This window comes from Mycobacterium tuberculosis complex sp. N0072, assembly GCF_030323725.1.
Lineage (GTDB): Bacteria > Actinomycetota > Actinomycetes > Mycobacteriales > Mycobacteriaceae > Mycobacterium > Mycobacterium tuberculosis.
In genome coordinates this window covers 1,160,548-1,181,596 of sequence record NZ_CP040689.1, presented here as the reverse complement: position 1 = coordinate 1,181,596, position 21,049 = coordinate 1,160,548, and the positions used below count along the sequence as shown (strand labels likewise).

Genomic DNA, 21,049 nt, shown 5'->3' with positions numbered 1-21,049 from the left:
CGTGCCCCCAGTCGGACTCGAACCGACACTTGACGGATTTTAAGTCCGCTGCCTCTGCCAATTGGGCTATGGGGGCGTTGCAGTTCAGACGCGCTATCTCATGCCCGGAGCCCGACTCTGTTCCGTCTCCGCATACCGCAGTGATACCGCAGTGTTCTCGATGACTTTGCACAGCGCATCGGCCACACCGCTAGATCGTCGTTGAGCAGATGGCCGTGCCGGTCGAGCGTCATCGCCGCTGCTGCGTGTCCAAGGAGCCGTTGCACGACCTTGACGTTAGCGCCTGCGCTGATCGCCAGCGAGGCCGTGGTGTGCCCCAGACCGTGCGGTACCAGCCTTCGATCCCGACCTGGTCGCCGGCGTTGTCGAATGCCCAGCGGTATTCACCGAGAGGCAGGAATCCGCCCTTACGGCCGGGGAACACCAAGGCGTTCGGGTCGGTGGGCAACTCGGCATGGAGCCTGCGCCAAACAGGCTCAGGCACTGGTACGTGACGATCCCGCTTCGTCTTGGTCGTCGACTCAACGATGCCCTTGCCGGTCACCGCCGTAGGGGACGATCGGACGGTCAGCACGCGATCCCCCACATGCTTGCGCCGCAGGGCAACAGCCTCACCGAACCGTAAACCGCCGTAAGCCGCAGTAGCCGAGCACCAAGGTGAGCGTTTCGAACCGGCCCGTGGCCCTGGCGAGCCTCAACAGTTCGGCATGGGTCAGGTACCTGCGCGTCAGGTTTGCGCTGGAAGCTCTTGCTGTGCTCCTCTCCGCCGCCGTCAACCCACCTGACGCGCCAGCGCGAAACCCTGCCGCAGACAGCAGACCGCACGGTTCGCCTGTTCCCGTCCGGCCCTTTGACCCGCTTATGCCAGCGGTCGTCAATCCCCGCCCGTTGATGCCTGGTTGCCACCGCGTCGACGGTACCGCAGTGATCCGCGGTACCTCCTCCGCTTGGGTCGCCCGGTCGCCGGCTTCAACAAGACAGCCTGCCTATGTCTCGATGGGCCGCACACCGATGAAGGCGGCGAGCGCCGCAATGTCCCGGTCTCGGTCGTAGCCGCGAAGTAGTTCGACGTAAGCGCAGTTTATCGAGCTCCCAGTCATACTGCAGCTCGGTGGGATTCTGAACCGTCGCGTACACCAAATCAGCGAGAAGCCTTGTGGTGCGCCCATTTCCATCGGTGAACGGATGGATTCGCACAAGGTCTGCATGAACAACAATACCCAGTTGCCGACCGGTCCAATCATCGGTGTGCACCCAGCGGTACGCGATGGTGTCGAGCGCGTTGCGTACCTCGACGGCGACCTGCTCCGGTGCAACACCGATGTTGAGTTCACGTCGTCACCACCGCCCGGCCCAGTCCTATACCGGACCAAACATACGCGCGTGGAGATCGCGGACGAAATGGTCACTGAGAAGCTCATCAAGCGACAACGAGCCTTCAACAGCCGTCGGCATCAATAGATCGAAAACCTGGTCCTGAAGGCCCTGTTCGAGGTCATAAACATCAGCGCGCGTGATCGGCTTGTCCAACACCTCGACAACCTCGGGGAGCAACGCGGCCAGTTCGTCGTGCGGAAGCGGGGTCTCACCGTAGCCGGGCGTCAGCGGCATCTGGACTGCGGTGACCGCTGCTTCTCGATATGCGCTGCAACGGCAGCTGACCGCTTGTGACCAACGGGGACAACCCGGCGTTCCAACTTGGCTGAGGCCCTTGTGGCGCGCGACCCCGCGTTCTTCACAGCAGTCCATGAGACGACCACCTTCTTAGGCGTCTCACCGCCCACGGTTGCTCCTTCACCAAGCATCGACAAATCCCCATGCTACCGGCGCCAACCGACGGTGGCCTCGCAATGTCAGTGCCCCGCCGTACTCCCAATAGCCATGCGCCCGCGGGGCCTGTTCCCGATTTCCTCAGGCATCGATACGAAACGTCTGCACATAGAGTTATCTGCCTACGTTCCGTACCAAAGACGAGTGGGATAGGCGCCGTGGAAGCCCTGACACCGAGCACTGCGGGGCGGGCCGGCCTCGCGCAGCGCGCTTTACCGCGGCGCGCAGGCAGGCCGCTGGGACCGCATCGCCCGCGGCATCTACCTACCCGTAGACGCGTCGACCGCCGACTGGGATCGGATCGAGGCCGCCACGCGCCGCCCCGACGCTACGATCTGCCTGGCCTCCGCACTCACGCACCACGACCTGACCGACGCGATCCCCGCCGCGCTGGACATCGCCATCCCCCGCTGGTCGAGGACACCGGCCAGCACAGGCGCGATTGCGTGGCACCACTTCGACCGGGCCACATTTTAGATCGGACGCGACGAGATCACGATCCCGGGATCGGATCAGACAATCGGAATCTAACTCACCCGAGCGCTCGATCGCCGATACATTCCGGCTCCGCTACGAAGTCGGTTACGAACTGGCGCGTGACGCGCTGCGAGAGTGGCTGCGCCGAGGCGGCAAACCCGCCCGGCTGATCGAGATCGCCACCCGCCTACCGCGGGAGAAGTCCCCGGTCTTACAAACATTGGCGATGCTGGCGTGAGCTCCGGCGACACGGTGTCCCGCCGGATCCAATCCTCGCTCGTTCTACTGCCTCGAAGTGCGGGACCGGCGCACCGACGCAGGAGTACCTGACTCGACACACCCTCGAATCGTTCCTGGATCGGCTCACCCGCACCTCGCATGCCGCAGACTTCGTCCTCAAAGGCCGGATCCTGCTGGCCGCCTACGGCGTTCGGCACCCGACGAAGGACACCGACTCCAACGCCATGCGCGCCGACGTCACCGCCGAGCATCTCACCCAGGTGGTTCGCGACATCGCCGTGATCGACATCGACGACGGGGTGGCGTTCAACCTCGACACGAGCAGCGTGCAGGAAATTCGCGAGCGGGCCGACTACCCGGGCCTGCGCGTGCGAGTCGCTATGTCGGTCGGACCGTGGCAGGGCATCGCGGCCTGGGATGTGTCCACCGGCGAACCGATCGCGCCGTGGCCCACACGGGTGACCATCGACCGGATCCTCGGCGAGCCGATCACACTCCTGGGCTACGCGCCCGAGACCATCATCGCCGAGAAGGGAGTGACCATCCTCGAACGCGGCATCACCAGCACCCGCTGGCGGGACTACGTCGACATCGTCCAACTCGACCGCCGGGGCATCGACGACGACGAGCTGCTCCGCTCGGCCAGGGCAGTCGCACAATACCGCGGCGCCACTCTCGAACCCGTCGCGCCTCACCTGGCCGGTTATGGCGCAGTCGCGCAAGCGAAATGGGCGACCGAACACGGACGCTGCCAGCACTGTTGGAGACATTGGAAACCAGCCCATGTCGGGAGGAGAAACATGGATCTGCTGGACGCAAAACAAGTTTCGGAGATGATCGGCGTTCCCGTCGGCACTCTACGGCACTGGCGGCACTCGGACATCGGACCGGCGAGCTTCACCTTGGGACGGCGCGTCGTGTACCGGCGCGACGAGGTGTCGCGCTGGATCTCAAAGCGGGAGAGCGCAACTCGACGTTGAGCTGGCGCCCGACGACGAACTGCGTGATCGGCTTGCCCGGGTGATCGCCAGCACGTCGCGATTCAGCGCCAAGGAGACCATCGACACCGTGCCGACGAGCCGCTACGCGCTGCGCACGCCGCTCGCCTCAGCGACGTGGAGCCTGGCTCCAACCAACCTCACCGGGCCGACGAGTACCCGCGCTCGGGCTGGGCCGCCTGTGCCTTCGCTGATTCGGTCGGCTGATGGCGGTATACCGAACCCCGATAGGAACCGATCAGGCGACCGAATATCTTGCTCTCGAGCAAGCGGACCACCCGGTCGCCGTACCGCGGCGAGAACGCGTCACCCACCATGAGCAGCCGCGGCTGAAATGGAACGACTACGCGGGCGCGCCGCCGCGCCACACCGTCAAGCACCGCTGCCGCGACCCAGTGAACGGGAATGGGCGTGAGGCTGCGAAACGGCGGCGGCATGTCGGCGGGGTCGACGTTGGCCAACAGCGGTGTCTGGGTCAGCGCCGGGTGGATCACCGAGACGGCGATTCCGCTACCCCGCAGCTCTTGGCGCAACGCATCGGAGAAACCGGCGATCGCGTGCATGGCGGAGGAGTAGCCGGCGAATCGCGCAAAGGCCTTGCGACCCACCACCGACGACATGTTCATGATCCGTCCCGATCGTTGCTGCTTCATGATCGGCAAGACCTCCCGCACCACGCGCACCGTGCCGAGGTAGTCGATCTCCAGCATCTCGCGAGTGTCGTCAAGGAAGGTCTCTGCGTCGACCGGGCCTACCAGCGAGACGCCGGCGTTGTTGAACACGACGTCAATGCGACCAAACTCGCCGACCACGTCGGCAACCATGGCGCGCACGCTCTCCGACGACGAGACGTCGAGCGGGGCGACCATCGCCCGCCCACCCGCGGCCTCGATCTCCCGGGCAACCCGGCGCAACGCACCCTCGCGGCGCGCCGCCAAGGCGACCACGGCGCCCTCACGGGCGAATGCCTTCGCGGTCGCCTCCCCGATGCCGCTGGAGGCACCGGTGATCAACACCACCTGGTCACGAAATCTCTGCCTAGCCATCATTTGCTCCTCAGTTGGGTGTAACTACACATATATGCGCAAAAAAGATCACCGACACGCCTCCGCCGCCTGACCCAGATTCGCGATGTCGCGTCGCACCCGTGGCCAGTCACCGACGCTTGCGGTCACCTCCGCCTGCACCCCGCGCCATAGGGGCACCGCCTTTTGCAGTGCCGCGCGGCCCTTCGCGGTCAGCTCGATGCGCTTGCACCGCGCGTCGGCACCCGCCATGACCCGCACCAGTCCGTCGCGCCTCATCACCTCGAGGTTGCGGGTTAGCGTCGTGCGTTCAACGCCGATGCGGGCGGCAAGCTCGCTCATCGTGAGGTCGATCCCGGCGCTGCCTTCCGACAGCGAGATCACGGCCAGCGTGCTGAATTGGGTGTTCGTCAACCCGCTCGGCCGCAGCGCGCGATCATAGGCCTGGCCGAGCTGTCGGGCCGCCCGCCGGGTGGTGTAGCAAGCGCATTCGTCGAACGCCGCCCCTTTGCCCATTACTCCAGACTCGTGTAGCTACACGTATTTGTCAAGACCCGTCAAAGCCCTGCCCCCTAGAGCTAGCCCGAAGTGTGGGTTCCGCCCGCCACCATGCTCCGCGACCTGGTGTTGCTTGACCCCGACGGTGAGCGACTGGTGTTTGGCATGCGCGCCCACCCGGACAGCGCCGCCTTGCTGACCCGTGCCGACGACCTGGAGGAGCTGATCGGGTTCGCGGCCCGCCAGCGAAGTGCAAGCGTCGGATCGCACGTGGCAATCGAACTTCATCCGTAGATGGTACTTCACTGAAACAGTAGAGTATCGTCCCTTAGTGAAGTATGATGCCTCCATGTCTTGGGACGAACGCACCGTGAGTGCGCTGGAAGGCGCGTTTCGCAGCGAAGTGCGCGCACGACGCGTAAACGGCCCTCATCGCGACGTGATTGTGTCGCTCGACGGCGCAGAGTTCCTGGTTCGCTGGCTCACGACTGGTTGGCCCCGTCAGGTAGCCGAGGCACTCCACGCCACATCCCGGCCCGACATTTTGGCTGCACCCACGATGTCTCCTGGTGCCCGGAAGGCGGCACATGACGCCGGTGTTGGGTGGGTGGACGAGTCGGGCGCTGCCGATATCCACTACCGAAACACATCAACTGGAACCACTCTGGTGATCGAGACGAAAGGCGCGCCACCTGCCCCACTCGACGCGCGCATAGGCTGGCGCCGCGCCACACTTGCCGTATGTGAAGCGCTGCTGGCGAACATCGCCGGTCCAACTGTCGCCTCGGTTGTAGAGGCCACCGGTCTCTCGATGGGAAGCAGCGCTCAGGCGTTGAAGTTTCTCGAAAAAAACGGCCATCTGGCCAGTGCCACTGCCCGCGGCCCGAAATCGGCGCGCCTGATCGTTGATCGCGATGCGCTGTTGGATGCATACGCTGAGGCAGCAGACAAGCTTCGGTCGCCGATTTCTATTTCGACTGGTGTGCTGTGGCGCGATCCGACTGCCGGCGTGGTCAAGGCCGGCCAGTTGTGGGATGCCGCAGGCATTGAGTGGGCAGCCACAAGCGCGTTGTCGGCGAGCCTGCTCGCGCCAATGCAGACGGAAATAGCTCCGATGGAAATCTACGTGCCCGGGCGATCATGGAGCGATCTTCGCCGTGCAGCAATGGCTGCGGGATTGCAGGAAATCGCCGGCGGTCGGTTGATATTGCGCTTCTTCCCGACCCCAGCGTGCGCCCGGCTGACCGAACAGAACCTGCAGGGGTTTAGGTCGATGTTATGGCCGAGGGTATACGCCGACCTACGCACGGCCGGCGTCCGCGGCGAAGACGCGGCGGAACATCTACGCGAGGCGATGACCAAATGAACGACGAAGAGCCACCGCGCTCTGCTGCGGCGCGACGGGCGGCCGAATTGGCTCTCGTGCGAGTGGTGCATCACTACGGGAGGGAGACCCTCCACAGTGACAAAGCCATCGCTAACTGGGCCCCCGGTCACTACTGCGACGGCTCGACTTCGGGCAGCTGCTGCGGGCCCACAAGGGCGAAGGTCGATACGTCGAACTCAAGATCGCGCCCTTCGACTGTGACGACGATACGAGCGTGTGCTCCGGCCGCACTCACGTAACTCGCAAGAGTTGACAACAGCAAGTCGTGCTGGCGTTCTACCTTCGGCCAAGGCCAGGGACGTGGTGTACGAGTGAAGGTTCCTCGCGTGATCCTTCGGGTGGCAGTCTAGGTGGTCAGTGCTGGGGTGTTGGTGGTTTGCTGCTTGGCGGGTTCTTCGGTGCTGGTCAGTGCTGCTCGGGCTCGGGTGAGGACCTCGAGGCCCAGGTAGCGCCGTCCTTCGATCCATTCGTCGTGTTGTTCGGCGAGGACGGCTCCGACGAGGCGGATGATCGAGGCGCGGTCGGGGAAGATGCCCACGACGTCGGTTCGGCGTCGTACCTCTCGGTTGAGGCGTTCCTGGGGGTTGTTGGACCAGATTTGGCGCCAGATCTGCTTGGGGAAGGCGGTGAACGCCAGCAGGTCGGTGCGGGCGGTGTCGAGGTGCTCGGCCACCGCGGGGAGTTTGTCGGTCAGAGCGTCGAGTACCCGATCATATTGGGCAACAACTGATTCGGCGTCGGGCTGGTCGTAGATGGAGTGCAGCAGGGTGCGCACCCACGGCCAGGAGGGCTTCGGGGTGGCTGCCATCAGATTGGCTGCGTAGTGGGTTCTGCAGCGCTGCCAGGCCGCTGCGGGCAGGGTGGCGCCGATCGCGGCCACCAGGCCGGCGTGGGCGTCGCTGGTGACCAGCGCGACCCCGGACAGGCCGCGGGCGACCAGGTCGCGGAAGAACGCCAGCCAGCCGGCCCCGTCCTCGGCGGAGGTGACCTGGATGCCCAGGATCTCTCGGTAGCCCTCGGCGTTGACGCCGGTGGCGATCAAGGTGTGCACTCCGACGACGCGGCCTGCCTCGCGCACCTTGAGCACCAGGGCGTCGGCGGCGAGGAAGGTATACGGGCCGGCATCGAGCGGGCGGGTCCGAAACGCCTCTACGGCTTCGTCGAGCTCTTTGGCCATGATCGACACTTGCGACTTGGAAAGCTTTGTCACACCAAGTGTTTCGACCAGGCGCTCCATCCGGCGAGTGGATACTCCCAGCAGGTAGCAGGTCGCCACCACGCTGGTCAGTGCGCGTTCAGCTCGCTTGCGGCGCTGCAGCAGCCAGTCCGGGAAATAGCTGCCCTGGCGCAGCTTGGGGATCGCGACGTCGATGGTTGCGGCACGGGTGTCGAAATCACGGTGGCGGTAGCCGTTGCGCTGATTGGACCGCTCATCGCTGCGTTCGCGGTAGCCCGCCCCGCACAGGGCGTCGGCTTCAGCCCCCATCAAGGCGGCGATGAACGTCGAGAGCAGCCCGCGCAGCAGATCCGGGCTCGCCTGTGCGAGTTGGTCAGCCAGAAGCTGCTCGGCGTCGATAAGATGAGAAGAGGTCATTGCGTCATTTCCTTCGATTGACTTTTGCTGGTCGTTTCGAAGGATCACGCGATGACCGCCCACTACTGGGCTACGACACGCCCACCGGCCTTACCTGCCCGTACACCACACCCCTGGACGTAACTGCTGATATTATCGAGGCTCGGCGCCACGTTCCGGCCAAACACCAGGTTTCCCCATCGGCGCCGGACAGTTTGAAAGTCCAAGCACGGGTGGGATGGAATCGACGACAGTTGAGCGCCGTCGGTGGCCGTGGTCAGCAGCTGTTCGCGAACGCACCAGGTCACATCCCTTCGACATCTCACCGACGTGGCACGGGCGACATCAACAGGAAGATTGACGAATCCCTCGCAGGCGCGGCACGTCCGCAGGCCAACGCCAACTACGGGGCCACCAGCGATCCTCCGCTCACGCACCAGCCCAAGCCAGGCTCACCCACCCAAGTCGGCCCGCGCTCTCCCTCGCCCCCTGGTCTCCGGGGCCTTGTTAAACAACTACCGGAAGTCCACCAATCCTCGCTGCATCTCGACACCGTCGCCTCACTCCCTTCCTCCCGCCCCTCTCCACACCACACACCTCTTGCATTAAGGTCACGGAGCGGTCACTTTTCGCCGGACGAAATTCGCAATCGGCGCTCGCGCAAGAGATCACAGAGCCACATGCCGCCGCGCACACCGCCACGAGGCCGATGTCTGAGAGCCCCGGAAAGCGCTCGCCTAGGCCGCAGGAGCGCGGCTCATAGGCACTCGATCGCGAGGAATGCGAGGGCGATTCCATTCGTCGTCTGATCGACACCCGCACCGCTGACGTTGACTATGGAACCGGGGTGGTCCCTGTGTTCTCCCGTGCGCCGCAGGCCGCGCCAGCACTCATCTTTTCGTCGCCCGATCAATCCGCGCAACGAATCGCTGCACTGCCTGGGCCGCCGCGTCGACCGTCCTGGCGAGTTCAAGGTGGTCAAGCCCCTCCAGCGCACCTGCATAGATCAGCGGCCAGTGCGGCAGCGTGGCGACTCTCGGTGGCCAAGGATGCTGGGCGCGCGCTTCGAATATCGCGATGCACGCGCTGCGCGTCGGCATGAGGTCGGCATCGAGCAACAGTCCTTCAAGAAGCTGCAAGTCCACCAGGTCGTGAGCGCGGTCGTTGACCTTCGGTTCTTCGAGCACGGCAGTTACTGCGTGCAGCTTCTGCGCGATTTGCCAGGGAATGGTCATGCAGGGTACGGCGACTGCTGCGGGTACGCCCACGAGGCCGAGCGCGTCTGAGGTGAGGGTGTCGAATTGGTCGGCATTGCCGGCTTCGACGGAGGAGACCTCGATCGGAACAGTTGCGAAAGCCCGGCCTCGGTAGCTCAGCTTGGCGGTGAATCGGCGCGGCTTGACCGGCATACCAGGAACATCGATTTCTTCGGGGGCGGTGAAGATTGCAGTGAATCCTTCCCACCCCGTCTCGCCCGCGTCAGCGAGCTGTTCATGGATTAATTCGATATCGCGACGTGCGACCGTGTCGAAGTCTTTGGAGGTCCGCGAATCGGGAATTCCCCGGCGCAGTTCCAGCGACGATCCGCCTTTGACCAACAGCAGCGGAGCGCCGGTGTCGTCGGTGAGCGTGGCCGCGAACTGTGCGACAACAATCATCGCGACATGCCGCTGCAGTCGACCGAACACGACACCTTGCCGTTCCGCTACTTGGGTGAGCCGATCTCGTAGTGAGCGCAGGTTCGTTGGCGGCGACGAATAGGGCTTGGTCACGCCGATGCTCGCTTCGGCCGAGCGCGTAATCCGGCAGTGGTCTCATCGAGCGCAGCGCGTAGCTCAGCTGCTGACCCACGACGAAGCGTGCCCTCGGCTTCGGCTCGCTCGATCGCGGCCCGAAGCTGATAAGGATCCGTGCCCGTCTTCACGCAGTCTTTGATGGTGCGCGCAACCGTCGTGACGGGTATTCCGTCGACCGAAGTGACGTGGGCTGCCTGGAGGTCGCGGCGGTGAACTCGGTACAGCTCGCCCCCGGCCGCACGCGGATGGTTGTTGCGCGGGACGGTGAGATGGATGCGCGACGGGTTCACGTCAGCGAGGGCATGAAGCGCCAAGGCCGACTCATGCGAGATAACGCCACGCCCCAAAGTCCACGACACTGCGGCTGCGAGATCGTCGTGCTCACCACGCGGCAGCACGGGCACCCGGTACACACCTCGGCCGACACGCTCAAGACGTCCGCGCCCCGCTAGGAGGCGGAGCTGCACAGGGTCGACGCCGATGTCTCGCGCATCGCGAGTCGTGACGTAGCCATGTTGCTCGGCGGCAACCTCGACGAGGCGATCCCAGATAGCCATGTGCGCAATCGTATCAATTAGATACGGTTTTGCACACAATTAGGTGATGGAGGCCAAGGCCTCGGGCGAATGTCGGCCCGGGGACTCGTCCAGGCTAGGCGCGCCTAGTTCGCGTGAAGCGAACACCGACTCTGCATGTCGAGGCATCGACGCTGCCCTTGTCGCAGATACCGTAGATGGACCATGGCAGAGGTGACGGCGGATGGCGCGGAAAGCACCTGACCGCGACAGCTCACGGCGGCCGACCTGAAGCCCGGGACTCCTGCGTGGCGTGTGAACGTGGCGATGTGCGCCCATCAATTCTTCGGGCTGGTCCACAACCCGGTGGTTGCGGCGGCGATCGGCAAACCCGAACCACCACCGGTTGACTCGGATATCGGTCTGCCGACGACGGTGCCCTTCGAACCGTGGTCGGTCGCAGATTTCTCCCGATACCTGAGCACCCTCGGCCTGCCCGCCGCGGGCGACGCGGTGACCCTCCACCGCATCCTCAGCTCGATGGAACGCGCGGGACTTCTGCTGCCGCTCGGTTGGGACCCGCGATTGCCAGTCATGGGGCAGAAGTACATCTCGCAGGGGGCGATATCGAAGGGACAGCGTGGCGGCAACCTCTGGTTGTCCGAGGTGTTCGGTGCCGAGCTCATCATCCCGAGCTACAACGCGGTGACCGTTCAACTCGCCGGTCACGACGACGCTGGCAATCCGGTGGATAGTTGGGGAACCGGCCTCGTCGTCGACCACAATCACGTCATCACCAACAAACATGTCGTGACCGGGCTCGCGGGCACGAGCGCAGGTCTGTCCGTCTATCCGTCAAGCAACCACGCCGAAGCCGAGTTGGTGAACTTCTCGGGCACCGCTCACCCGCACCCCACGCTCGACGTCGCAGTAATCAAATTCGAGATGCCCGAAGGCAAGTACATCCCGCGGCTTGGCGGCATGGCGTTCCGTGATCCCGACTGGGCGGATGAGGTCTACGTGTTCGGTTACCCGCGGGTGCCGATGACTGCGGAGATGGCGATCACGGTGCAGCGTGGCGAGGTGGTCAACCCGGCCGCGACGACTATCCCCGGCCGGCAGAAGATTTTCCTCTACTCGGCAATCGCGCGGCCGGGCAACAGCGGCGGTCCGATCGTTGCGCAAGACGGCCGTGTGATCGGCCTCGTGGTCGAGGACTCTGCGGAAGCACCGTCGACGGGCACCGGACCGAACGCGGCACCCTTCTATCGCGGCATCCCGTCGAGCGAAGTGATCCGAGCACTCGACGAACTCGACTTCGGCGGCATCGTGGAGATGGACACCCTCCCATAGGCACAACCCGGGACGTATCAACACGCACCAAACCCTTCAATCCGGTGGTAGTGGGTCAGTTTGATTTTCGCCGAACTCGACGCGGCGTAGGCTCGCTGTGTCTAGGCAGGGCATGGTGTGGCTAGGCAAGGCTAGGAATGGCTTGGCGTGGCAAGGCAAGGTTTGAGCCAGCGGGCCGCAGCCATAGGAGATGCGCCGAACAGGCCAAAGTACTACCGCTGCAGCCCGCGCCTAGGGCGTGTCTCCCAAATTTTTAGGTTACTGGCCAGCGAGGATTGGCCGGTGACGCGAGTGGGTGTGATTTCGGACGAGTTCTGGGCCGTGGTCGAGCCGTTGATGCCGTCGCATGAGGGCAAGCCCGGCAGACGGTTTAGCGATCACCGGCTTATCCTGGAAGGGATCGCGTGGCGGTTCCGTACGGGAAGTCCGTGGCGGGACCTGCCCGCTGAGTTCGGGCCGTGGCAAACGGTGTGGAAGCGCCATCACCGTTGGTCGCTGGATGGTACCTGCGACGAGGTGTTCGCCCACGTTGCCGCGGTGTTCGGGGTGGACGCTGAGGTGGCCGAGGATATCGAGAAGCTGCTGTCGGTGGATTCCACGAACGTGCGGGCACACCAGCATTCGGCGGGCGCCTGCTCGGACACGCTCGCCACAGGGGGCACTGTCGAATTACAAGAAATCCGCCGATGAACCCGACGATCATGCGATCGGCCGCTCGCGCGGCGGGCTGACCACCAAGATCCATGCCCTGACCGATCAGCGCGAAGCCCCGGTGCGGATCCGGTTGACCGCAGGCCAGGCCGGCGACAACCCGCAACTGCTGCCCCTGCTCGACGACTATCGCCATGCCAGCACCGAATACGCCCTGGGCAGCACGGATTTCCGCTTACTCGCCGACAAGGCCTACTCACACCCAAGTACCCGTGCCGCATTACGGTCTAAGAAGATCAAGCACACCATCCCCGAACGCCAAGATCAGATCGACCGGCGCAAGGCCAAGGGGTCTGCCGGCGGGCGGCCACCAGCATTCGACGCCGCGCTCTACGGGCTACGCAACACCGTCGAACGCGGCTTCCATCGACTCAAGCAGTGGCGCGGCATCGCAACCCGCTACGACAAATACGCCCTGACCTACCTCGGCGGCGTCCTGCTGGCCTGCGCCGTCATCCACGCCCGAGTGGGAACTCCGAAATTGGGAGACACGCCCTAGTCGGGATACCTGCGGCACCGGTCCAGCTGGCTGTCCGTGACGGCGTGCGCGGTGCGCTGGTCAAGGACGTGCGGTTGCCGCAAGCATTGATGCCCGAGGTTGTGCTCAACTGCGACCGGGACGATCCCGGGCAACGTGGGCACAACGTCGAGGCGATCCAGCAGGCGCTTGCTCGGTTCGCAGCACCTGCCGACCAAGCGCTCCTACCCACGTTCCGCGCTTTCGACCTACCTCGTGTTCGACGCATTGATCGCCCACGGTGATCGTCACGACCGCAACTGGGCGGTCCATGTGCCGCCGCTGGAGACAAAGTATGTGGAGGCGCTGTGCCCATCGTTCGACCACGCGGCCAGCCTCGGGTTCACGCTGACCGACCAGACCCCCGCTCAGCATTTGCACGACGGGTGAGCTTCCCCTCTTGTTGTGGAGACATCGCGTAGCCGCGCCAACTCGCTGGCGAGCTTTTCTGCCACGTCTTCGCCGAGTAAACGATCGCGCTCCGGTCGCGCCGGCTTGAAGAGCCACGTCCGCTTCTGCGAAGAATGTTTGAGCCAATCGTGCGGGTGTTGCCCCTGGGTCTCCAGGCCGGCAACAGACCAGTCGTCAACGCAAACGACCGGCCAGGAATCGGGCACGAACTCATTGTGCCGGGAGCCGCGCAGACGGCGTATCGATCAGCGCGCCAACGCCCCCATCTGGATGCCGACAGTGCTGGACAGTGGCTTCGACCCGGCATATTGGCAGTTAGAAGCGACTCTTTCGAAGATTACCGGCACTAGCAAACGCCAGCACCCGTGAGCGCGGATTGTCCGCTGCCTCTGCCAATCGGGCTGTGGAGGCTTGACGGCGAATGTAGCGCTTGGACCCGATCCAGTGCACCAACCCTACCGCGACACGCCAGGTGCGAAAGAGCCGTCATTCGCCTAGAATCCGCGCGCCGCGCGTCTCATTTGTGTGCCGAAGTGTGCTAGCCCGGGCACCAGATCACACCGCCATGTCAGCCGCCAAGACCTTGTTAAGGATGCTGACGTAAACGTTAAAAAACCGTAAACGTCGGGCGTCCCATGCCTTTCGGTCGCGACTGTGGAGGCTTGGCCGGTTAGCGTTACGCCAATCCACAGGCAGCCGTACGCAAACACACAGGGTCGGCCCGGGGTGCTAGCGGCCGGCAGGTTTCACACACAAGGAGCAATGGATGTCATTCCTCAAGACAGTGCCTGAAGAGTTGACGGCTGCGGCCGCGCAACTCGGGACCATCGGTGCTGCGATGGCAGCCCAAAACGCTGCCGCCGCGGCGCCCACCACAGCCATCGCTCCGGCGGCCCTCGATGAGGTTTCGGCGCTGCAGGCGGCGCTCTTCACTGCGTACGGCACCTTCTACCAGCAGGTCAGCGCCGAAGCTCAGGCTATGCATGACATGTTTGTCAACACTCTGGGGATCAGCGCCGGTACCTACGGCGTCACCGAGTCGCTCAACTCATCGGCTGCCGCCTCGCCACTCTCGGGGATCACAGGGGAAGCGTCGGCCATCATCCAAGCGACGACGGGGTTGTTCCCGCCCGAACTCTCGGGTGGCATTGGCAACATCCTCAACATCGGGGCCGGGAACTGGGCCTCCGCCACGTCTACGCTGATCGGCCTTGCCGGCGGCGGCCTCCTGCCTGCAGAGGAGGCGGCCGAGGCCGCCTCGGCTCTCGGTGGGGAAGCCGCCTTGGGCGAATTGGGTGCATTGGGCGCGGCCGAAGCCGCCCTCGGCGAGGCCGGAATTGCGGCCGGCCTGGGCAGCGCATCCGCGATCGGCATGTTGTCGGTGCCGCCCGCCTGGGCCGGACAGGCGACCCTGGTATCCACCACCAGCACACTGCCGGGCGCGGGCTGGACCGCCGCCGCGCCGCAGGCCGCCGCGGGGACGTTCATCCCCGGGATGCCAGGGGTGGCCTCGGCCGCACGCAACAGCGCCGGCTTCGGTGCACCGCGCTACGGCGTCAAACCCATCGTCATGCCCAAGCCAGCAACCGTCTAGGCGGCAGACGTACGGGCGGCCACGCTCAACCAACAACGAAATTCAGCCAAATAACTCCACGGAAACGGAATACCCCATGGATTTCGGAGCTTTACCCCCTGAGATCAACTCCGCACGCATGTACGCCGGCGCGGGTGCAGGACCGATGATGGCCGCCGGGGCCGCATGGAACGGCCTGGCCGCCGAGTTGGGTACGACGGCCGCGTCGTATGAGTCGGTGATCACCCGGCTGACCACCGAGTCGTGGATGGGTCCGGCCTCGATGGCGATGGTCGCCGCAGCCCAGCCCTATCTGGCTTGGTTGACCTACACCGCCGAAGCCGCTGCGCATGCCGGCTCGCAGGCCATGGCGTCGGCGGCCGCCTACGAGGCGGCCTATGCGATGACAGTGCCGCCGGAGGTGGTCGCGGCCAACCGGGCGCTGCTGGCGGCCCTGGTCGCGACGAACGTCCTGGGGATCAACACACCGGCAATCATGGCGACCGAAGCCCTCTATGCCGAGATGTGGGCTCAGGACGCTCTGGCTATGTACGGCTACGCGGCCGCTTCGGGAGCCGCCGGGATGCTGCAACCGTTAAGCCCGCCGTCGCAGACCACCAACCCGGGCGGGCTGGCCGCCCAGTCCGCCGCGGTCGGCTCGGCTGCCGCCACCGCCGCCGTCAACCAGGTGAGCGTAGCGGACCTGATCAGTAGCCTGCCCAACGCGGTGAGTGGGCTCGCCTCCCCAGTCACATCGGTTCTCGACTCGACGGGGCTGAGCGGAATCATTGCCGACATCGACGCCCTGCTCGCGACCCCGTTCGTGGCAAACATCATCAACAGCGCAGTCAACACCGCCGCTTGGTATGTCAACGCCGCCATCCCCACCGCGATATTCCTAGCAAATGCCCTGAACAGTGGGGCGCCGGTAGCGATCGCCGAAGGCGCCATCGAGGCTGCCGAGGGTGCCGCCAGTGCGGCCGCCGCGGGGTTGGCGGACTCGGTGACGCCAGCGGGGCTCGGCGCAAGTTTAGGCGAGGCCACCCTGGTCGGCCGGCTGTCAGTGCCGGCGGCCTGGTCTACGGCCGCACCGGCGACAACCGCCGGCGCCACAGCGCTCGAAGGCAGCGGCTGGACCGTCGCCGCCGAAGAAGCCGGCCCAGTTACCGGGATGATGCCGGGAATGGCCTCGGCCGCCAAGGGCACCGGTGCCTATGCCGGGCCGCGGTACGGATTCAAGCCCACTGTCATGCCCAAACAGGTCGTCGTGTGATGCGGACAAAGGGGGACATCTCACTCGTTTGAGGCCAGCAATTAACCGTTGAGTCATAACCTGTCCGCCACGCGGCCACCACCGCGCCGATCACAGCCGCTAGAACTTCAACAACGTGACGACTTCGAGACAAGGAGACAGCAGCATGGCCTCGCGTTTTATGACGGATCCGCACGCGATGCGGGACATGGCGGGCCGTTTTGAGGTGCACGCCCAGACGGTGGAGGACGAGGCTCGCCGGATGTGGGCGTCCGCGCAAAACATCTCGGGCGCGGGCTGGAGTGGCATGGCCGAGGCGACCTCGCTAGACACCATGACCCAGATGAATCAGGCGTTTCGCAACATCGTGAACATGCTGCACGGGGTGCGTGACGGGCTGGTTCGCGACGCCAACAACTACGAACAGCAAGAGCAGGCCTCCCAGCAGATCCTCAGCAGCTGACCCGGCCCGACGACTCAGGAGGACACATGACCATCAACTATCAATTCGGGGACGTCGACGCTCACGGCGCCATGATCCGCGCTCTGGCCGGGTCGCTGGAGGCCGAGCATCAGGCCATCATTTCTGATGTGTTGACCGCGAGTGACTTTTGGGGCGGCGCCGGTTCGGCGGCCTGCCAGGGGTTCATTACCCAGCTGGGCCGTAACTTCCAGGTGATCTACGAGCAGGCCAACGCCCACGGGCAGAAGGTGCAGGCTGCCGGCAACAACATGGCACAAACCGACAGCGCCGTCGGCTCCAGCTGGGCCTAAAGCTGGCTTAAGGCCCGCGCCGTCAATTACAACGTGGCCGCACACCGGTTGGTGTGTGGCCACGTTGTTATCTGAACGACTAACTACTTCGACCTGCTAAAGTCGGCGCGTTGATCCCCGGTCGGATGGTGCTGAACTGGGAAGATGGCCTCAATGCCCTTGTTGCGGAAGGGATTGAGGCCATCGTGTTTCGTACTTTAGGCGATCAGTGCTGGTTGTGGGAGTCGCTGCTGCCCGACGAGGTGCGCCGACTGCCCGAGGAACTGGCCCGGGTGGACGCATTGTTGGACGATCCGGCGTTCTTCGCCCCGTTCGTGCCGTTCTTCGACCCGCGCAGGGGCCGGCCGTCGACGCCGATGGAGGTCTATCTGCAGTTGATGTTTGTGAAGTTCCGCTACCGGCTGGGCTATGAGTCGCTGTGCCGGGAGGTGGCTGATTCGATCACCTGACGGCGGTTTTGCCGCATTGCGCTGGACGGGTCGGTGCCGCATCCGACCACATTGATGAAGCTCACCACGCGTTGCGGATCGGCGGCGATCGACGGGCTCAACGAGGCATTGTTGGCCAAGGCGGCCGAGGCCAAGCTGCTGGGCACCAATCGGATCCGGGCCGATACCACGGTGGCGCGGGCGAACGTGTCTTATCCGACCGACTTGGGTCTGTTGGCCAAGGCAATGCGCCGGATCGCCGCAACCGGCAAACGGATTCAGGCCGCTGGCGGCGCGGTGCGCACCCGGGTTGGCGACCGCTCCCGCGCGGCCGGTCGGCGCGCGCACGCGGTCGCAGCGAAACTGCGCTCGCGTGCGGAGCTGGGGCGTGACGAAGCGCGGGCCGCGGTACTGAGGTTCACCGGCGAGCTGGCCGAGCTGGCCCAAGCCGCTGCTCAGGAGGCCCAGCAGCTGCTGGACAACGCCAAGCAGGCGGTGCTCCGGGCCAAGGCCAAGGCCGCCGCGCTGGCCGCCCGCGGTGAGCGTGATGCGGTCGCGGGTCGCCGCTGTGGTGGGCTGGTGCGCGCGGTCAACGACCTAACCGAGCTGCTCAACGCGACGCGTCAGATTGTGGCGCAGACCCGCCAGCGGGTCGCGGGCATCACTTCGGACGGGGCGAGTCGACGGGTCAGCCTGCACGACGGTGATGCCCGCCCCGATCACCAAGGGTCGGCTCGGTAAGCCGGTCGAGTTTGAGCACAAGGCCCAGGTCGTCGACAACGATGACGGGATTGTGCTGGATCACACTGTGCAGCAGGGCAACCCACCCGATGCGCCGCAGCTGGCGCCAGCGGTGGCGTGGGTGAAAAAGCGCGCCGGACGCACGCCGCGCACCGTCACCGCCGACCGCGGCTATGGCGAAGCCGCCGTCGACCAGCAGCTCACCGAGGTGGGCGTCAAGAATGTGCTGATCCCGCGCAAAGGCAAACCTTCGCAGGATCGACGCGCCGAAGAACACCGAAAAGCGTTCCGCCGCACCATCAAATGGCGGACCGGATGCGAAGGCCGGATCAGCCACCTCAAACGCGGCTACGGCTGGGACCGCGGCCGGATCGGCGGTCTCGAAGGCACCCGGACCTGGGTCGGACACGGCGTGTTCGCCCACAACCTGGTCACGATCAGCGCCCTCCCCGCATAACCGGTCCACCGGGGGCTCCGTATACCCGGAAACCGAGATCCGCTTTCTCACCGCCGAAGCCCGACATCCCGCCCGGTCACCTTTTCAGGCCGAAGTAACTACATAAGCGACATTTGAAAAATTTATGAATCCCGTGACAACTGCATGTGCGCTTGCACAGGACTTGAGAGGATACGGGAGCATGACGACGATGTCGGGGTACACGCGCAGTCAACGTCCGCGGCAAGCCATCCTGGGGCAGCTGCCACGGATTCATCGCGCGGATGGATCACCGATCCGGGTGTTGTTGGTCGATGACGAACCAGCGCTGACCAATCTGGTCAAGATGGCGCTGCACTACGAAGGCTGGGATGTCGAAGTCGCCCACGACGGGCAAGAGGCCATAGCCAAGTTCGACAAGGTCGGCCCCGATGTGCTGGTCCTCGACATCATGCTTCCCGATGTGGACGGGTTGGAAATCCTGCGACGGGTCCGAGAATCCGACGTCTACACACCCACGCTGTTCCTCACCGCGCGCGATTCCGTGATGGACCGGGTCACCGGTCTGACCTCGGGCGCCGACGACTACATGACAAAGCCGTTCAGCCTCGAGGAGCTGGTCGCCCGGTTGCGCGGGTTGCTGCGCCGCTCCAGCCATCTGGAAAGGCCCGCCGATGAGGCACTCCGGGTCGGAGACCTTACGCTCGACGGGGCCAGCCGGGAGGTAACCCGCGACGGTACGCCGATCTCGCTCTCCTCGACCGAGTTCGAACTGCTTCGATTCCTGATGCGCAATCCCCGACGAGCACTGAGCCGTACCGAGATCCTGGATCGGGTTTGGAACTACGACTTCGCAGGCCGCACCAGCATTGTCGACCTGTATATCTCCTATCTGAGGAAGAAGATCGACTCCGACCGGGAGCCAATGATCCATACGGTCCGCGGCATTGGATACATGCTGCGTCCGCCGGAATGAGCCTGGCATGATCCCGGACCGAAACACTCGGTCCAGAAAAGCCCCCTGCTGGCGACCCCGCTCGTTACGCCAGCAATTGCTGCTCGGCGTGTTGGCGGTCGTTACCGTTGTGCTGGTGGCCGTCGGTGTCGTCTCCGTGCTGAGCCTAAGCGGCTATGTCACCGCGATGAACGACGCCGAGCTAGTCGAATGCCTGCACGCGTTGAACCACTCTTACACCAGATACCGCGACAGTGCGCAAACATCCACGCCCACCGGCAACCTCCCGATGTCACAAGCGGTGCTGGAGTTCACCGGCCAGACGCCCGGAAACCTCATTGCCGTGCTGCACGACGGCGTGGTGATCGGATCGGCCGTTTTCTCCGAAGACGGAGCACGACCCGCTCCGCCCGACGTCATCCGCGCGATCGAAGCGCAAGTGTGGGACGGCGGCCCGCCGCGTGTCGAAAGCCTGGGCAGCCTGGGCGCCTACCAGGTTGACAGCAGCGCCGCTGGCGCCGATCGACTGTTCGTCGGCGTATCGCTAAGCCTGGCCAACCAGATCATCGCCCGCAAGAAAGTCACCACCGTCGCGCTTGTTGGGGCCGCACTGGTGGTTACCGCAGCACTGACGGTGTGGGTGGTGGGATATGCGCTACGCCCGCTGCGCCGGGTCGCCGCGACCGCCGCCGAGGTCGCCACCATGCCACTTACCGATGACGACCACCAGATCAGCGTGCGAGTCCGTCCGGGGGATACCGACCCGGATAACGAGGTCGGAATCGTCGGGCACACGCTGAATCGCTTGTTGGACAACGTCGATGGTGCGCTGGCGCATCGCGTCGATTCCGATCTGCGGATGCGGCAGTTCATCACCGACGCCAGCCACGAGCTGCGTACTCCCCTGGCGGCGATCCAGGGCTATGCCGAACTGACACGTCAGGATAGCTCGGACCTACCGCCCACCACCGAATACGCGCTGGCCCGCATCGAATCCGAGGCGCGGCGGATGACGCTGCTGGTCGACGAGCTGCTGCTGCTCTCCCGTCTCAGCGAGGGCGAAGATCTAGAAACCGAGGACCTCGACCTGACCGACCTGGTCATCAACGCGGTGAATGACGCGGCGGTTGCGGCGCCCACCCACCGTTGGGTGAAGAATCTGCCCGACGAGCCGGTCTGGGTCAACGGGGATCATGCCCGCTTGCATCAACTCGTCAGCAATCTACTCACCAATGCCTGGGTGCATACCCAGCCCGGCGTCACAGTGACCATCGGGATCACCTGCCACCGCACTGGTCCCAACGCGCCGTGTGTTGAATTGTCGGTGACCGACGACGGCCCCGACATCGACCCGGAGATCCTGCCCCACCTCTTCGACCGGTTCGTGCGGGCCAGCAAGTCTCGGTCCAATGGGTCCGGCCACGGCTTGGGCCTGGCCATCGTCAGCTCGATCGTCAAGGCGCATCGCGGCTCGGTCACGGCCGAGTCGGGCAACGGCCAGACGGTGTTTCGGGTGCGGCTCCCGATGATCGAGCAGCAGATCGCCACTACCGCCTGAG

Annotated in this window: 20 protein-coding genes, 1 tRNA gene and 3 pseudogenes; 14 read left to right on the top strand and 10 right to left on the bottom strand. The window is 64.8% G+C overall.

Annotation, left to right across the window (positions count from 1 at the left end; translation table 11 throughout):
• Positions 1-2 precede the first annotated feature (2 nt).
• The 5 genes from FF952_RS05635 to FF952_RS05615 form a co-directional block, all read right to left on the bottom strand.
• Positions 3-76 (bottom strand) — tRNA-Leu (locus FF952_RS05635).
• 22 nt (positions 77-98) lie between these two features.
• Positions 99-299 (bottom strand): site-specific integrase, encoded by a 201-nt coding sequence (locus FF952_RS05630; RefSeq protein ID WP_223695525.1) that lies wholly within the window; start codon positions 297-299, stop codon positions 99-101.
• A complete protein-coding gene (locus FF952_RS05625; RefSeq protein WP_003907556.1) occupies positions 230-544 on the bottom strand; it encodes an integrase in 315 nt (104 codons plus the stop codon). The genes FF952_RS05630 and FF952_RS05625 overlap by 70 nt, the downstream gene beginning before the upstream one ends.
• A 425-nt stretch (positions 545-969) precedes the next feature.
• Complete coding sequence (locus FF952_RS05620; RefSeq protein ID WP_234827446.1) at positions 970-1,197, bottom strand: Fic family protein; 228 nt, start codon at positions 1,195-1,197, stop codon at positions 970-972.
• A gap of 162 nt (positions 1,198-1,359) precedes the next feature.
• The gene (locus FF952_RS05615) at positions 1,360-1,611 is read right to left on the bottom strand and encodes a hypothetical protein (protein WP_003898708.1); all 252 of its coding nucleotides are present in this window, start codon (positions 1,609-1,611) and stop codon (positions 1,360-1,362) included.
• Positions 1,612-2,576: 965 nt separating this feature from the next.
• Between FF952_RS05615 and FF952_RS20920 the strand changes: the two genes are divergently transcribed.
• Both FF952_RS20920 and FF952_RS20915 read left to right on the top strand, forming a co-directional pair.
• Positions 2,577-3,527: a nucleotidyl transferase AbiEii/AbiGii toxin family protein gene (locus tag FF952_RS20920; protein ID WP_369810505.1), complete on the top strand. Its 951-nt coding sequence runs from the start codon at positions 2,577-2,579 to the stop codon at positions 3,525-3,527.
• A gap of 4 nt (positions 3,528-3,531) precedes the next feature.
• Positions 3,532-3,648, top strand: a pseudogene (locus FF952_RS20915) (EthD domain-containing protein); the annotation flags it as partial.
• A 37-nt stretch (positions 3,649-3,685) separates the two neighbouring features.
• On the opposite strand, the gene FF952_RS05600 reads toward FF952_RS20915, so the two are convergent.
• Entirely contained in the window at positions 3,686-4,591 is a 906-nt protein-coding gene (locus FF952_RS05600) for an SDR family oxidoreductase (protein ID WP_003405600.1), read from the bottom strand.
• Between the two features lie 48 nt (positions 4,592-4,639).
• The gene (locus tag FF952_RS05595; RefSeq protein ID WP_003405595.1) at positions 4,640-5,086 is read right to left on the bottom strand and encodes an oxidation-sensing regulator MosR; all 447 of its coding nucleotides are present in this window, start codon (positions 5,084-5,086) and stop codon (positions 4,640-4,642) included.
• A 72-nt stretch (positions 5,087-5,158) separates the two neighbouring features.
• Between FF952_RS05595 and FF952_RS05590 the strand changes: the two genes are divergently transcribed.
• Both FF952_RS05590 and FF952_RS05585 read left to right on the top strand, forming a co-directional pair.
• Positions 5,159-5,362 (top strand): hypothetical protein, encoded by a 204-nt coding sequence (locus FF952_RS05590; protein ID WP_003405585.1) that lies wholly within the window; start codon positions 5,159-5,161, stop codon positions 5,360-5,362.
• Positions 5,319-6,434 (top strand): hypothetical protein, encoded by a 1,116-nt coding sequence (locus FF952_RS05585; protein WP_003405582.1) that lies wholly within the window; start codon positions 5,319-5,321, stop codon positions 6,432-6,434. Before FF952_RS05590 ends, FF952_RS05585 begins: the two co-directional genes overlap by 44 nt.
• Before the next feature lie 367 nt (positions 6,435-6,801).
• Here the strand turns inward: FF952_RS05585 and FF952_RS05580 are convergent, their stop codons facing one another.
• From FF952_RS05580 to FF952_RS05570, 3 genes are all read right to left on the bottom strand, one after another.
• The gene (locus tag FF952_RS05580) at positions 6,802-8,049 is read right to left on the bottom strand and encodes an IS256-like element IS1081 family transposase (protein WP_003901078.1); all 1,248 of its coding nucleotides are present in this window, start codon (positions 8,047-8,049) and stop codon (positions 6,802-6,804) included.
• Positions 8,050-8,918: 869 nt separating this feature from the next.
• Positions 8,919-9,800, bottom strand: coding sequence for a nucleotidyl transferase AbiEii/AbiGii toxin family protein (locus FF952_RS05575; RefSeq protein WP_003898703.1), 882 nt, complete (start codon positions 9,798-9,800; stop codon positions 8,919-8,921).
• Positions 9,797-10,420 (bottom strand): type IV toxin-antitoxin system AbiEi family antitoxin domain-containing protein, encoded by a 624-nt coding sequence (locus FF952_RS05570; protein WP_003405517.1) that lies wholly within the window; start codon positions 10,418-10,420, stop codon positions 9,797-9,799. The genes FF952_RS05575 and FF952_RS05570 overlap by 4 nt, the downstream gene beginning before the upstream one ends.
• A 246-nt stretch (positions 10,421-10,666) precedes the next feature.
• Between FF952_RS05570 and FF952_RS05565 the strand changes: the two genes are divergently transcribed.
• The 10 genes and pseudogenes from FF952_RS05565 to trcS all read left to right on the top strand — a co-directional run bounded on the left by FF952_RS05565 (position 10,667) and on the right by trcS (position 21,048).
• A complete protein-coding gene (locus FF952_RS05565) occupies positions 10,667-11,692 on the top strand; it encodes a S1 family peptidase (RefSeq protein ID WP_003405514.1) in 1,026 nt (341 codons plus the stop codon).
• A gap of 282 nt (positions 11,693-11,974) precedes the next feature.
• Positions 11,975-12,902 (top strand): annotated as a pseudogene (locus FF952_RS05560) (IS5-like element ISMt1 family transposase).
• Between the two features lie 168 nt (positions 12,903-13,070).
• Positions 13,071-13,310 carry a hypothetical protein gene (locus FF952_RS05555; RefSeq protein ID WP_003405375.1) on the top strand — a complete coding sequence of 80 codons (240 nt, stop codon included), beginning with the start codon at positions 13,071-13,073 and terminating at the stop codon, positions 13,308-13,310.
• 787 nt (positions 13,311-14,097) lie between these two features.
• Entirely contained in the window at positions 14,098-14,925 is an 828-nt protein-coding gene (locus tag FF952_RS05550; RefSeq protein WP_003405370.1) for a PE family protein PE8, read from the top strand.
• 76 nt (positions 14,926-15,001) lie between these two features.
• Complete coding sequence (locus FF952_RS05545) at positions 15,002-16,177, top strand: PPE family protein (protein WP_003405368.1); 1,176 nt, start codon at positions 15,002-15,004, stop codon at positions 16,175-16,177.
• 145 nt (positions 16,178-16,322) lie between these two features.
• Positions 16,323-16,619, top strand: a complete 297-nt coding sequence (esxJ, locus tag FF952_RS05540) for a type VII secretion system ESX-5 protein EsxJ (RefSeq protein ID WP_003405345.1) — start codon at positions 16,323-16,325, stop codon at positions 16,617-16,619.
• A gap of 26 nt (positions 16,620-16,645) precedes the next feature.
• Entirely contained in the window at positions 16,646-16,930 is a 285-nt protein-coding gene (gene esxV, locus FF952_RS05535) for a type VII secretion system protein EsxV (RefSeq protein ID WP_003405333.1), read from the top strand.
• Positions 16,931-17,115: 185 nt separating this feature from the next.
• Positions 17,116-18,556 (top strand): annotated as a pseudogene (locus FF952_RS05530) (ISNCY family transposase).
• A 181-nt stretch (positions 18,557-18,737) separates the two neighbouring features.
• Positions 18,738-19,511, top strand: a complete 774-nt coding sequence (gene trcR, locus FF952_RS05525; RefSeq protein WP_003405328.1) for a two-component system response regulator TrcR — start codon at positions 18,738-18,740, stop codon at positions 19,509-19,511.
• A 7-nt stretch (positions 19,512-19,518) separates the two neighbouring features.
• Positions 19,519-21,048 carry a two component system sensor histidine kinase TrcS gene (gene trcS / locus FF952_RS05520; protein ID WP_003903290.1) on the top strand — a complete coding sequence of 510 codons (1,530 nt, stop codon included), beginning with the start codon at positions 19,519-19,521 and terminating at the stop codon, positions 21,046-21,048.
• The last annotated feature ends 1 nt before the right edge of the window (position 21,049 follow it).